The following is a 13,808-nucleotide window of genomic DNA, read 5'->3' on the forward strand; positions in this document are numbered from 1 at the left end:
TAACTTTTCCGTTGCTGCTGCCCCCGCTGACCTGGCCGGGCTCAAGGATGAGGCCAGGTGCGTAAGCGCAGCCTGCGAGGGCCAGCGCGGCACCCCCGGCACTGGCATAGTGCCATAGGCTTGAAAGTAGGAAACGAGAGGAAAAAGGGAGGGTCATAAAAAATGGCCGACCCCATTGGTAGGGGTCTTCTGCGCGAGCGCCATGGCCAGGGAGTCAACATGCACCGCCCCTGCAACCACTGCAAAAATCCAGGCTTGTAAACTAGTAAAGTTCATTAGTTTACAACTGTCACTTCTGTCATGATTTCCCCCCCCCGCACCCTGAAAGAGGACACTGGTTTGTCTTATTTGCCTTTTTCGCGGGCTGGGCTCAGCGTGGTGGTGGGAATATCGCTTGGTTGCGCTGCCAGTACGGCCTGGGCCGATGAGGGGGCCTGGCCCAGCGGCTCGCTATCCCCCAGCGGTTACACGGGTGCGATCAACGTACCCACCGCTGATGTGCTGCCCTGGGGCGGGGCTGGCATTGGGTTGACGAACAACAACCCAGAAATCCGACGCAGCATCCATGCAGGAGGATTTGGCAGCTTGAATGCAGGCCTGGGCTTGCTGCCCGGCCTGGAAGTGGTCGCTCGATTGGCTTTTGAAGGGGATCTGCAATGCAGCACATATGACCGCCCTGCATGCCAAGGAGGGCAGCGTGATTTATCGGTAGGCGCTAAGTACCAACTGCCTCTGGAATTACCCTGGGGCACACGGTTGGCCTTGGGCTTTACCGACTATGGCGGTGCTGCGACCACTTACCGGCAGATCTACGGCGTTGCCACCAGCACCTGGGGGCCGGTGGACATGAGCCTGGGCTATGGCCGTCCCAAATCGCGATTGGCCTTGCTGGATGGCCCTTTTGGCAGCGCCTACCTGCGCGTTTCCGACCATTGGGCAGGGGTGGTCGAATATGACAGCCGAACCTGGCGCGCAGGAGCGCAATACCGCCAACCGCTGGGCAAATCTGCACAATTGGAGTTTGGCGTGAGCCGCGCACTCAACGATCCGGCGATGCTGCAGCGTTGGCAATGGACGGCAGCATTGCACATCATGCTGGGGAAGCCCGAGGAAGCGCTGCGCCCAGCAACGGCAGGCTACCTGCAGGCAGAGACAACAGCCTTACCGCAGCAACCTGCGGTTCAGCCGGCCATACCCTCTCGTTCCTCTTTGGCCGTGGCCACTGCCTCTTCCCAGGCCCAGGCCACCGCAACGGCGGTGGCACAGCGGCCTACGGCAGCACCTACTTTGGCCAATCCGCCGGCCTTGGTGCAGCAACTCCAGGCCAAGGGATTTGCACATATCGAAGTTCGCTATTGGCCTGCGGATGCCCAGCACTCCCAAGCCTTGTGGGTTGTGCAAGCCGAGCCACGCCGCTGGCGCCAGAGCCAACTGGATGGCGCCGGCGCTGCACTGGCATCGTGGTTGCAACAAGTGGGCACCGCATCGACCGACGAAGTGGCAGTGACACTGACCTACCAAAAAATACCGGCTTTGCATGTGCGCACCAGTGCAAACTGCTTAGCCCGGTGGCTGGGCCACGATGTGGGCTGTGAGCAGGCGGCCCTCCCCGTTGCCATGCGTCGTGTCCAGGCAGGCGCTTCGCTTCCGGTGGTGCAGCGCCAGTCCGCGCCCCTGGTGGCCACTGGCGCGAACAATGCGGCCTGGGCACCGCAGATCGAAGTCGGCCCTTCGTTGCGCACCACGGTGGGCACGGAGTTTGGATTGGCCGATTATTCGTTGGCACTCGAGATGGGGGCAGAGGTGCATTTGGCCAAAGGCCTGTTCTGGCAGGGCACCTACCAGATACCGATAGCTCATTCCGGGGATTTTTCCGACGGACATGTGTTTGCCAGCAACCGCCATCCCGCGGCCAGCTTTGATATGGCCATGCTCAGCTATATCCATCCCCTATCCCGGGGAGTGGCAACGCAGTTGAATGCTGGCTATATCAACCGCCGCTATCTGGGTGCGCAACTCGATGCCTCGTGGCTTCCGGGTGATGGCCGCTGGCGCATTGCAGGTACCTTGGGGCGCTACAGGCATGAAACAACGCATATCGCCCGTACCCCAGTCATGCTGGAAACGCAATACAACCTGGTACCCGGCCTGTGGAACCTTGAGGCTGTGGTTGGGCGCTTTCTGGGTGGGGACAAGGGCTATCGCCTGGCCAGCAGCCATTGGTTCGGCGACCGGCAGGTACAACTTTTTTACCGATCCAGCCAAGGCGAGGCCGGCAGCTTGTTGGGGCAACGCGTCAAGGCGCTGGGCGTGACGCTGACCTTGCCGCTAGGCTCCAAAGAAGCGTTGGCGTTGGGCTCTGGCACCACCGTACGCGGAACCGATCGCTGGAATTGGGGATTGCAAACCAAGGTGGGCGGTACGGACAACGCATTGCTTTACGGCTATGGCGAAATGCCCCGCGTACGCCACGGGTTGCTGACCGATTTGTCCGACAATGGCCGTAACAGTGATATGGATTTGCAGGCTCGCCTGCCATCGTTGCGCCGAGTAGTGCAAGAGCAATGGCGTAACGAAAAGGCAGATAAGTAAAAGTCACCCAGATTTGGCGCCTTGAGTTGCGTTCATGGCAGTTCATGTCCGCACGCAAGCAATTGCTCTATATTTGTAAGTTATATTAGTTTGTGTAATCCGTCTTTTTTACCCACCCATTCCGGAGGAGTTTCAGCATGACTTTTCGTTTTTCCCGTAACGCGCGTATTCTGGTAGTTTCGATGGTTGCTGCGGCAGCTTTGGCGGCTTGCGGTGGTGGTAGCGACCCAGCACCGGTCAAGGTAGCCTCGTCCAATGTGTCTAAAACGCTGAACAAAGACAGCAACACTGATGGCACCATGACGACCTTGCAGACTGTGAGCAGCGGTTTCAGTTTCCCCAGCGGGACGGCAGAGTTGGGCACGACAGAAGCTACGACCTTGGCCATCAAGGGCACGGTCGCCGCACCAGAGTTTGAAGTGAAGACCAGCGCCAACAAAGCTACTGGCAAGTTTTCTTTTGGTTCGTGTGTTTTCACGATCACCGCAACCGATTTCCCCAGCGGTCCCCTGGCTGCACCTCTGACAACCGCTGAGCTGGCTGCGGGCGGACGTGTGATCACCATCACGCCTTGCGAGACCGGCGTGAACACGGCACAAAAAACAGCCGATGGCACGGAGCAAAACACCACCGCCACGCTGAAATTGGGTGCAACCCTTGGCTCTGCCCCCGTGAAAGTGGTCATTGCACAAGATGGTACTGTGCGCGTGAACGGCAGCACCGCCCCCATTGGTCAAGTGGAAACCAAGCCGGGTACGGGTGCTAATTAAGTGAGAACTCTTCTGGACTGCTCTTGAAAAACCCGCCTTGGCGGACAATGACAGTCAGATAAACATCTCAACTGGCCTGATTGATCGGCATAGGGGGCCTCCACCAGAAGGCCCCCTGCCATACCGCCCGGCATGCGTGTTCGCACCGGGGAATTCAAGAGCTTGAGGTCATGACAGCAGTGGCACTCCCAACTGAAGTCAAAGCTCGGGATTCGCAACTGAAGCCGTCACGGAAGATGGGTTTGCGGAACGCTTAGAGCCTCACTTCACCGCAAAGCGCACATTCGCCACCTTCCTGCTCGGCAGCATTACCAGTGCCACCACCTTGGTGCCGGGGGACACTTTGAACGCACCCTTGGCTTCGAGCGTGCCCGCACCGGAGGGAGCCAGTGTGGCCTCGGTTTTATCGCTGCCGCTCAAAAGGGTGAGCCTGGCACTGGCGCCGTCGGTTTTGGCCAGCTGGCCGTGGGCGCGCAGGTATAGCGTGATCCGGTCGGGCCGGGCCACCAGTTCGTACTCCATGTCGCCCACCTCGGTCACCACGCCACCATGCTGTGGCGTGTGGGCATGGTTGTCGCCGTGGGCGTAGGCCGGGAGGGCCGAGCCCAGCGCGAGCGCGAGGGCAGCCAGGGCGGCGCGGGTCGTTGCGTGGTTCATGGAATAGATCCTTTCATGAGACGAAGTGAACTCAGAATGCGCCGGCACTGTCGGCATGGAGCAGGCGCTCGGCATCACGCCGGCCAAAGAGCCAAAACAGGGCCGGGGTGAGGAAGGTGTCGAGCAGCGTGGAGCTGACCAGGCCCGAAAAGATGACCACCGCCACCGGGTGCAGGATCTCGGTGCCCGGGCGCTCGGCCTCCAGCAGCAGCGGGGCCAGGGCGAAGGCCGTCACCAGGGCCGTCATCAGCACCGGGCTCAGGCGCTCCAGACTGCCGCGCAGGATCATGGCGTGGTCGAAGTTCTCCCCTTCGGTGCGCATCAGGTTCAGGTAGTGGCTCACCTTCAGGATGCCGTTGCGCACCGAGATCCCCGCCAGGGTGATGAAGCCGATCAGCGCCGCCACCGACAGCGGCTGGCCCGAGAGCCACAGCCCCAGCACCGCACCCACCAGGGCCAGCGGGATGTTGACCATGATGAGCGCCGACAGCCGTGCCGACTGGTAGCGCGTGTAGAGCACGACGAACATCAGCGCCAGCGACACCAGCGACAGCAGCCCCACCAGGCGGCTGGCCTCCTCCTGGGCCTGGAACTGCCCGCCCAGGGTGATGAAGTAACCCTCAGGCAGGCGGGTGTCGGCGACCACGGCGCGGATGTCGGCCACCACGTCCGACAGCGCCCGGCCCTGGGCATTGGCTGACAGAACGATGCGCCGACGGCCATCGTCGCGGCTGATCTGGTTCGGGCCGTCGCCCTCCTCGATGCTGGCCAGGCGCGACAGCGGCACGCGCCCCTGGGGCGTGTCCAGCAGCAGCTGCGACAGGCCTTCTATGCCGCGCGCACTGTCGGGCAGGCGCAGCACCAGGGCAAAGCGCCGCCCGCCTTCGACGATCTGCGCCACCCTCTCGCCCTCCACCAGTCCTTGCAGCGTGGCCAGTACCTGCGACGCGGGCACGCCGTATTGCGCGGCTGCGGCGTAATCCACGCGCACGGTGATTTGCGGCGCAAGCACCTGCTTTTCCACCTCCAGGTCGGCCAGGCCTTCCACTCCCGCCAACCGCGCGCGCAGGCTTTCGGCCTGGCCGCGCAGGGTGTCCAGGTCTTCGCCAAACAGCTTGATGGCGATCTGCGAGCGCACGCCCGAGAGCATGTGGTCTATGCGGTGCGAGATCGGCTGGCCCATGGAGATGGCGGCGGGCAGCGGCGCCAGGCGCCCGCGGATATCGGCCTGCACCTCGGCCATGCTGCGGCGCATTGCGCTGGCGGGCAGCAGACCCACGTCCAGTTCGCTCACATGGACGCCCTCGGCGTGCTCATCGAGCTCGGCACGGCCGCTGCGCCGGCCCACATGGGTGACCTCGGGCACCTCGCGCACCAGGCGCTCGGCCTGGCTGGCGAGCCGTGTGGATTCGGACAGCGTCACGCCCGGGTTCAGGCGCATGCCAATGAGCAGCGTGCCCTCGTTGAAGGGCGGCAGGAAGGTGGTGGGGAAGAGCGGCACGGCCGCCGCCGCCAGCAGCACGGCCACGGCGCCCGCCGCCACTGCCTGCCTGGGGTGCTGCAGCACGCGCGCCAGGCTCGCGCGATAGCGGCGTTTAAGCCAAGCCAGCAGGCGCGTGTCGCCATGCTCCAGGCTCTTCATGCGCGGCAGCAGGTAGAAGGCCAGCACCGGCGTGACGGTGACGGATACCAGGAGCGAGGCCAGCGTCGAGACGATGAAGGCCACGCCCAGCGGCACGAAGAGTCGCCCCTCTATGCCCGGCAGCGCGAACAGCGGCAGGAACACTAGCACGATGATGGCCGTGGCGTAGACGATCCCCGAGCGCACCTCCAGCGAGGCAAGCTTCACGATCTCCAGCGGGTGCAGGCGCGCGCCGCCCTGCTTCTGCCGGTCCATCTTCAGACGGCGCAGCACGTTTTCTACGTCCACCACGGCGTCGTCGACCAGGCCGCCGATGGCGATCGCCAGGCCGCCCAGCGTCATGGTGTTGATGGACAGGCCGAAGTAGCGAAACACCAGCGCCGTGAGGAAGATGGATACGGGAATGGCCGTGAGCGCAATCACCGTGGGCCGCAGCGTGCCCAGGAAGACGAAAAGGATCACCGCCACGAACACCGAGGCACCTATGAGCTTGCCCTGCAGCGTGGTGACCGAGGCCTCGATAAAGCTCGCCTGGCGGAAGGTGACGCGCGGCTTTTCCATGCCCGCGGGCAGGGTTTGCGCAAGCTGGTCGAGCGCCGCCTCTATGCGTCCGGTGAGCGCCATGGTGTCCGCCGTGGGCTGCTTCTGCAGCCCCAAGATAACGGCCGGCTGCCCCTCGAAACCCGCGTCACCACGCCGGGTGGCGGGGGCAAAACTGACCTGCGCCACCTGGCGCAGCAGGATGCCTTGGCCATTGCGCGCCGCGAGCGCCAGGTTCTGCAGGTCATCGAGCCGCGCCGTGCGCCCCAGGTGGCGGATCAGCAGCTCGCGCCCGTTGGCCTCCAGGAAGCCGCCCGAGGTGTTGGCGGCAAAGCCCTTGAGCGCGTTTGACAACTGTTCGGGCGTGATGCCCAGCTGCGCCATGCGCGCCGTGTCGGGCTGTACCTGAAACTGGCGCACCTCGCCGCCAATCGGTATCACCTGCGCCACGCCGGGTATGGCCAGCAGGCGCGGGCGCAGCACCCAGTCGGCGTATTCGCGCACGGCCATGGGCGTGGTGCGCGTCGCGTCTATCGGTATCGCCACCTGCATGATCTCGCCCATGATGGAGCTCACCGGCCCCATGCGCGGCGTGACGCCGGGGGGCAGACCGTCCTCCATCGACGACAGCCGCTCGGACACCATTTGCCGTGCGCGAAAGATGTCCACGCTCCAGTCGAAGGTGACGTAGATGAAGGACAGACCGGCGCTGGACGTGGAGCGTACGCTCTCCACGCCGGGCAGGCCGTTCATGCTGGTCTCCAGCGCGAAGGTGATGAGCTGCTCCACCTCCTCGGCGGCCATGCCGCCGGCCTCGGTCATCACCGTGACCGTGGGCTTGTTCAGGTCGGGGAACACATCCACCGGCATGCGCGACAGGGTGTAGGCGCCATAGGCCATGAGCACGGCGGCGGTGACCAGCACCAGCAGGCGGTGGGTCAGACTTTTTTCCAGAAGCCACTTGAACATTGCGGTCCCTTCAGCGGATCTGGTTGAGCAGTGACGCGCCCTGCGTGGCCACGCGCTCGCCGGGCTGCAGGCCCCTGGTCACGGCGACATGCACGCCGTCGAGCGGCTGGTAGTGCACCACGCGCGGCGCATAGTGCTCGGGCGCGGTCTTGACCCAAACGATGGCCTGGTTGGACGAGTTTTTCTGCAGCGCGATCAGCGGAATCCGCACCCCGGCCACACGCGTGCGCGTCTGCACCACCAGGCGCACGCCCTGCCCCAGGGCCAGCTGCGCCAGCGCCTGCGCGTCGCCGGCAAAGGACAGCGGCAGCGCCTGCTCGCGCAGGCTGCGCGCCGCGCCGATGAAGCGCAGCGGCACGGCCTGCCCGCCCGGCAGCGCCAGGCTGGCAGAGGCCACGTCCTGCGCCTGCGCCGGGTCGTAGGCCAGGGCCTCGATGCGCAGACGGGTCGGATCCACCACCTCGAACACCTGCTCGCGCGCGTCCAGCACCTGCCCTGCCACGGCGTTGCTGGATGCGATGACGCCCGTCACCGGCGCCACCAGCGCATCGCGCTGCGCCAGGCCCGCGCCCACGGCGGCCAGGCGCGCGCTCAGGCTTTGCAGCTCGCTTTCGGCCGCCTCGATGTCCTTGCGCGCCACGGTGTCGGCCAGCTCACGCAGGCGCGCCACGCGCCGCTCTGCCAACCCTTTAGCGGCGCGCAGCTCGGCCTGCTGGGCGAGCTGGCTGGAGCGCTCCAGCACCCCGGCCGTGGGCACCACGTAGGCCAGCACCTGGCCCTTCTTCACGGCCTGGCCCAGGCTGGGCAGGCCCTGGGGGCCGGCCTCCAGGCGCCCGGCAAGGGCTGCCTGCACCTTGCCGCCGGCGTTGGGATCCATGGCCACGCTGCCCGCCAGCTCAAAGGAACGCGGGTGCTCGCCCGCAACCGCCACCAGGGTGCGCAGGCCGAGCTGGCGCTGGGCCGGCTTGGGGATGAAGACGCTGCCATCGCTCTGGCGGCGCGGGCTCTCGCCGCTGACGGCGGGAGGAGGCGCGTCGTCGTGGCCTTCATGGGCCTGGGCGGCCAGGGGCAAGGCCAGGACCAGGGTCAGAGCCAGGGCATTCAGGTGATTGGCGGGGCGGCGGCTCATGCTGCACCTCCCATGCGCAGGCTGGCGGCGCGGCGGCTGCGCCAGGCCCACAAGGCGGCCAGGGCCAGCAGCGCTGCCGCGGCGCTGGCCAGGATGCTCTTGCCGCCCCAGGCAGGTGCTTGCGCGGCTGCGGCGGGGGCATGCCAGTCGATGTCGGTGGCCAGCAGGTCACTGTCCGCACCCGCGATCACGGTGGCCGTCACCGGCGTCTCGCCATCGGCCAAGGGCTGGGCCAGTTCTGCCTGGTACTGCCCCTCGGCCACCTGGGTTACGGCCAGGGGCTTGCCGCCCACCTCCAGCTCCAGCCGCGCCTCGCGCACGGGGCTGTTGTCAGGCGCATGGTCGAGAAATAAGGACAGCCTGCGCCCATCGATGACGCCGATCAACTCGAACTGCTCGGACACCGCGGCAAAGCGCGGCGCGGCACCGGCCTGCGCGGTGGCGGGCGCGTCGTCATGGCCCTCGTGGGCGCTGGCGGCGAGCACAAACACCCCCAGCAGGCAGGCCAGGGCACGGGAAAGAAAACCTTGGTGGTACATATCAACCCCAAAAATGGCTTATCGACTAATTTTTGATAGCTTTCAGCGCTTACCAGTAAAGCGTTTCAGGCCTTTTTATTAAAAAATGGCTTATTGAGGCAGCAGACCCAGTGCCTGGCGCAGGGTGGAGACGGCGGCGGCGGCGTCGATGCGTGCGCGCAGCCACTGGCGCTCGGCCAGCACGGCGTCCTGTTCCACGCGCAGCCGCGTGGGCCAGTCGGCCTCGCCCAGGGCAAAGGCCTTGGCGACAAAGCCGCGCGTGGCACGCGCCAGCTCGGCGTTGCGCGCCATGGCCTGCTGCTGTGCGGCGGCGGCCCGGGCCTGGGCGGCGGCGGCACGCAGATCGGCAGCCAGGCGCTCGCGCTCGCGCTGCACGCGCGTGTCGGCCTCGAGCGCCTGGGCCAGGGCCGTCGCCTCGCGCGCCTGGGCACGCACGCCAGCACCCAGCGGCAGGCGCACGCCCACGGTCACGGACTGCTGGTAGCTCTCCCCCGCCTGGCCGCGCGCGCTGGCGGCCGACAGCGTCAGCTCGGGGTTGGCGCGCGTTTGCACGGCCACCAGCTCGGCCTGGCGGCGTGCCACGGCGGCCAGGCGCTCGCCCTCGGCCAGGGCCGGGTGCGCGGGTGGCACGGACAGGGGTTGATCCAGCGCCGGCTCGGGCTCGGCGGCCAGGGCCTGGCCCGTGGCGTGCAGGTCTTGCGCACCACCCCATACGGACAGGGCCGCGCGCGCCGCATCGCAGGCGCCTTGCGCCTGGGCCGCAGCGGCCTGGGCCTGGGCCACGCCCGCCTGGGCCTGGTAGAGGTCGGCGCGCGCCATATCGCCCACGGCAAAACGCCGTGCCACGTCGGCCTCCAGGGACTGGGCGCTGTCCATCTGGTCTTGCGCCAGCGCCAGATCGCCGCAGGTGCGCTGCCACAGCCACCAGGCTTCGCGCACACGCGCGGCCAACGCCAGCTGCGCCGCCTGGCTGCTGCTGTGCACGGCCTGCAGCTCGGCATCGCCCAGCGCCGCCCTGCGCGCACGCTCGCCGGGTAGCCACAGCGGCAGGGCCACGCCGACGGTGTGTTCGCGATTGCCGAGGCGGCTGCCCGGGCGGTCGGTCTTGGTTTGCAGCTCCAGGGCGGCGGGCTCGGCCGTCCAGGCATCGGCGCCGTCGCGCTGGGCCTGGGCGGCCTGGCGGCGTAGCGCAAGCGCCTGTGCCTCGGGCTGCAACCGCCAGGCCTGCGCGAACAAGGCCTGCAGCGCTGACGTGTGCGGCGGCGCGGTGGGCTGGGCCACGGCAGCCGTGGCCGCCAGCGCCCAAATACAGGCCACGAGCCCAATGCGCGGCCGTGGTCTCGGGGGATTCGATTGCATCCGATATTGCTCCTATGGCAAGGCCAGGTGGTGAACATCGGCAAGACGCAATGCGCCCTACGGCTTATGCCGCGGGAGTCATGAAGAGGGAAAGGGCTGCCCTGCCCCGCCTTGCCGCTCAGGCAAGGGGCGGCCAGTTGGGGCGTTCGGGCCGCTGGGGGCTGGGGGTGGGGAGCGTAAAGCGTAGGGGCGGCGCCAGCTGCATGTCTTGCACCCACAGGGGGGTGGCACTGGCGTCCTGGTGCAGGGCGTTGGCCATGCTGTGGCAGGCATGGCAGTCCATATCCAACGCGGTCTTGGCCAGGCTGGTGCCGGCCTTATCGCCGTCATCGTCGCCATGGTGCTGGTGCACATGATGGCCAAAATGCACCGCGCTCGGTGCCGCCTCGTGGCTGCAATAGGCCGCCGCTGCGGCCCAGACGGACTGCAGCGGTATGAACACCAGCAAAAGAACGAGCAGCAAACGGCGCATGAAGAGCGCGCATTCTATAGCGCGCCCTGCATGCTCAAGACCATGCTTCAGGCCGAGGTGCGGATCAGGTGGTCAAACGCGCTGAGCGCCGCCGTCGCACCCGCTCCCGCGGCAATCACGATCTGCTTGTACGGCACCGTGGTGCAGTCGCCGGCCGCGAACACTCCGCTCGCGCTGGTCTGACCCTTGGCGTCGATCACGATCTCGCCGAACTTGGACAGCTCGACCGCGCCCTTGAGCCAGTCGGTGTTGGGCAGCAGGCCGATCTGCACGAAGATGCCCGCCAGCTCGACCTGCCTGTCCTCGCCCGTGGCACGGTCCTTGTAGGCCAGGCCGGTGACCTTGCTGCCGTCGCCCAGCACCTCGGTGGTCTGGGCGTTGAGGATCACCTCCACGTTGGGCAGGCTGGCCAGCTTCTTTTGCAGCACGGCATCGGCCTTGAGTTGCGGCATGAACTCGAACACCGTCACATGCTCCACCAGGCCGGCCAGGTCGATGGCGGCCTCCACGCCGGAGTTGCCGCCGCCGATCACCGCCACGCGCTTGCCCTTGTACAGCGGGCCGTCGCAGTGCGGGCAGTAGGCCACGCCCTTGGTGCGGTATTTATCCTCGCCGGGCACGTTCATGTTGCGCCAGCGCGCGCCGGTCGAGAGGATGACGGTTTTGCTTTTCAACACCGCTCCGTTGTCCATCTCCACCTCGATCAGGCCGCCCTCGGTGGCGGCCGGCCTCAAGACCGTGGCGCGCTGCAGGTTCATCACGTCCACCTCGTAGTCGCGCACATGACGCTCCAGGGCGGCGGCGAACTGCGGCCCCTCGGTGTGCGGGATGGAAATGTAGTTGTCGATGTCCAGCGTGTCATTGACCTGGCCCCCGAGGCGCTCGGCCGCCACGCCCGTGCGTATGCCCTTGCGCGCCGCGTACACCGCGGCGGCCGCGCCGGCCGGGCCACCGCCGACGATGAGTACGTCAAAGGCCTCCTTGGCCGAGAGCCTGGCCGCCTCGCGCTTGGCCGCGCCGGTGTCCAGCTTGGCGATGATCTTCGCCAGCTCCATGTGGCCGGCGGCAAACTCCTGGCCATTCAGGTAGACCATGGGCACGGCCATGATCTCGCGCTCGGTGACTTCCTTTTGAAAAGCGCTGCCCTCGATGACCGTCGTCCTGATGCGCGGGTTGAGGATGGCCATGAGCGACAGCGCCTGCACCACGTCGGGGCAGCTGTGGCATGTCAAACTCATGTAGACCTCGAAGTCGTAGTCGCCCTCCAAGGCCTGCACCTGCTCGATCAGGTCCTGCTCCACCTTCGGCGGGTGGCCGCCCGTCCACAGCAGCGCCAGCACCAGCGAGGTGAACTCATGGCCCAGTGGCAGGCCGGCAAAGCGCAGGCTGGTGTCCGTGCCCAGGCGCTGCAGCGTGAACGAGGGGCGGCGCGCATCCTGGCCGTCGGTGCGCAGCGTGATCTTGTCGCCGCGCAGCTGCTGGATTGTCGTGAGCAGCTCGCGCATCTGCGCCGAGGTTTCGCCATCATCCAGGGAGGCCACCATCTCGAACGGCTGCGTCACACGCTCCAGATAAGCGGCGAGTTGGGATTTGAGTTGGTCGTCAAGCATGTGGTGTCCTCCTTGGGCGTATGCAAAAAATGGGCGTGAAAAAGCCGGACAGCATGGCGCGCACGCCATGCAGGTGTCCGGCTCGGAGCTGCGGTTGAGCCGTGACTTAGATCTTGCCGACCAGATCCAGCGAAGGCGTCAGCGTCTTGGCACCTTCATGCCATTTGGCGGGGCACACCTGGTCAGGATGCGCTGCGGTGAACTGGGCGGCCTTGAGCTTGCGCAGGGTTTCCGACACGTCGCGGGCGATTTCGTTGGAGTGGATCTCCAGCGTCTTGATCATGCCATCGGGGTTGATCACGAAGGTGCCGCGCAGGGCCAGGCCTTCTTCGGGGATGTGCACGCCGAAGGCGTTCGTCAGCTGGTGCGTGGGGTCGCCCACCAGCGGGAATTGGGCCTTGCCGACGGCATGCGAGGTCTCGTGCCACACCTTGTGCGAGAAATGCGTGTCGGTGGTCACGATGTAGACCTCGGCACCGGCCTTCTGGAACTCGGCATAGTGCTCGGCGGCGTCTTCGATCTCGGTGGGGCAGTTGAAGGTGAAGGCGGCCGGCATGAAGATCAGCACGGACCACTTGCCCTTGAGGCTCTGCTCGGTGACTTCAATAAACTCGCCCTTGCCGCCGCGGTTGACGAAGGCGGTGGTCTTGAAGGGCTGCACCTGGGTATTGATCAAGGACATGGATGTTTCCTTTCGGTTGCGTTGTTGAAGTGATAACGGAATGAAGTCTAGTGCCTTGGCACACATGAATCCAATCAATTGAATTCATTGATTTGATTGTGCAAAACTATAAAAGTTCCCCGTCATGGGTGACCATAGCAGCCCCGCGCGAAGTGGACCACAATGCAGGCCTTGTCCAGTCAACCAGGAGCCCCCATGAAAGGCGACGCACAAGCCATTGCCCACCTGCAGGCCCAGCTCAAGAACGAGCTCACCGCGATCAACCAGTACTACGTGCATTACCGCATGCTCAAGCACTGGGGCTTCGACAAGCTGGCCAAGAAGGAATATGAGGAGTCGATCGACGAGATGAAGCATGCCGACAGGCTCATGGAGCGCATCTTCATGCTCGACGGCCTGCCCAATCTGCAGGACCTGGCCAAGCTGCAGATCGGCGAGGACGTGCCCGAGATACTGGAATGCGACCTGCGCGCGGAGCGTGATGCGCAGCTCACCCTCAAGGAAGGCATTGCCTACTGCGAGTCGGTACGCGACTATGTCTCGCGCGACCTGCTGCAGGACATCTTGGAAGACACCGAGGAACACATCGATTTTCTGGAGACCCAGATCGGGCTCGTGGACAAACTGGGCCTGCACAACTATCTGCAGTCGCAGATGGGCGACGCCGACTGACAGCGCACACACCTCGATACACAACGGGCCTCGGCCCGTTTTTTACGCCCGCAAGCCGACTGCGATGTAAGGCAAATTCCTACAGACCCCGTCAGGCAACGAGACAACACGCAGCGCCGAAGCCCGACTTAATTTCCTTTTGGCCAGGTTTCACAATCCATTTCAACGGATCACG

At 65.5% G+C, this 13,808-nt stretch carries 11 protein-coding genes; 3 read left to right on the top strand and 8 right to left on the bottom strand.

Annotated features, from left to right (window positions below):
• Positions 1-300: 300 nt before the first annotated feature.
• The gene (locus tag P7644_RS14050) at positions 301-2,592 is read left to right on the top strand and encodes a YjbH domain-containing protein (protein ID WP_404299880.1); all 2,292 of its coding nucleotides are present in this window, start codon (positions 301-303) and stop codon (positions 2,590-2,592) included.
• Positions 2,593-2,729: 137 nt separating this feature from the next.
• Positions 2,730-3,362 (top strand): hypothetical protein, encoded by a 633-nt coding sequence (locus tag P7644_RS14055; protein WP_404299881.1) that lies wholly within the window; start codon positions 2,730-2,732, stop codon positions 3,360-3,362.
• A gap of 261 nt (positions 3,363-3,623) precedes the next feature.
• Here the strand turns inward: P7644_RS14055 and P7644_RS14060 are convergent, their stop codons facing one another.
• The 8 genes from P7644_RS14060 to ahpC form a co-directional block, all read right to left on the bottom strand.
• Positions 3,624-4,019, bottom strand: a complete 396-nt coding sequence (locus tag P7644_RS14060; protein WP_404299882.1) for a hypothetical protein — start codon at positions 4,017-4,019, stop codon at positions 3,624-3,626.
• 31 nt (positions 4,020-4,050) lie between these two features.
• Positions 4,051-7,170, bottom strand: a complete 3,120-nt coding sequence (locus P7644_RS14065) for an efflux RND transporter permease subunit (RefSeq protein ID WP_404299883.1) — start codon at positions 7,168-7,170, stop codon at positions 4,051-4,053.
• 10 nt (positions 7,171-7,180) lie between these two features.
• Positions 7,181-8,299 (bottom strand): efflux RND transporter periplasmic adaptor subunit, encoded by a 1,119-nt coding sequence (locus tag P7644_RS14070; protein WP_404299884.1) that lies wholly within the window; start codon positions 8,297-8,299, stop codon positions 7,181-7,183.
• Positions 8,296-8,838, bottom strand: coding sequence for a hypothetical protein (locus P7644_RS14075; protein WP_404299885.1), 543 nt, complete (start codon positions 8,836-8,838; stop codon positions 8,296-8,298). Before P7644_RS14075 ends, P7644_RS14070 begins: the two co-directional genes overlap by 4 nt.
• Before the next feature lie 90 nt (positions 8,839-8,928).
• Positions 8,929-10,155: a TolC family protein gene (locus P7644_RS14080; RefSeq protein WP_404299886.1), complete on the bottom strand. Its 1,227-nt coding sequence runs from the start codon at positions 10,153-10,155 to the stop codon at positions 8,929-8,931.
• Between the two features lie 160 nt (positions 10,156-10,315).
• Complete coding sequence (locus tag P7644_RS14085; protein WP_404299887.1) at positions 10,316-10,669, bottom strand: hypothetical protein; 354 nt, start codon at positions 10,667-10,669, stop codon at positions 10,316-10,318.
• A gap of 47 nt (positions 10,670-10,716) precedes the next feature.
• The gene (ahpF, locus tag P7644_RS14090; RefSeq protein WP_404299888.1) at positions 10,717-12,279 is read right to left on the bottom strand and encodes an alkyl hydroperoxide reductase subunit F; all 1,563 of its coding nucleotides are present in this window, start codon (positions 12,277-12,279) and stop codon (positions 10,717-10,719) included.
• A 106-nt stretch (positions 12,280-12,385) separates the two neighbouring features.
• Positions 12,386-12,961: an alkyl hydroperoxide reductase subunit C gene (gene ahpC / locus P7644_RS14095; protein WP_404299889.1), complete on the bottom strand. Its 576-nt coding sequence runs from the start codon at positions 12,959-12,961 to the stop codon at positions 12,386-12,388.
• A gap of 195 nt (positions 12,962-13,156) precedes the next feature.
• Here ahpC and bfr point away from each other — a divergent pair, with 195 nt between their 5' ends.
• Positions 13,157-13,633 carry a bacterioferritin gene (bfr, locus tag P7644_RS14100; RefSeq protein ID WP_404299890.1) on the top strand — a complete coding sequence of 159 codons (477 nt, stop codon included), beginning with the start codon at positions 13,157-13,159 and terminating at the stop codon, positions 13,631-13,633.
• Positions 13,634-13,808 lie beyond the last annotated feature (175 nt).

Origin of the sequence: Alicycliphilus denitrificans (assembly GCF_044792555.1) — a bacterium.
GTDB classification, from domain to species: domain Bacteria; phylum Pseudomonadota; class Gammaproteobacteria; order Burkholderiales; family Burkholderiaceae_C; genus Alicycliphilus; species Alicycliphilus denitrificans_A.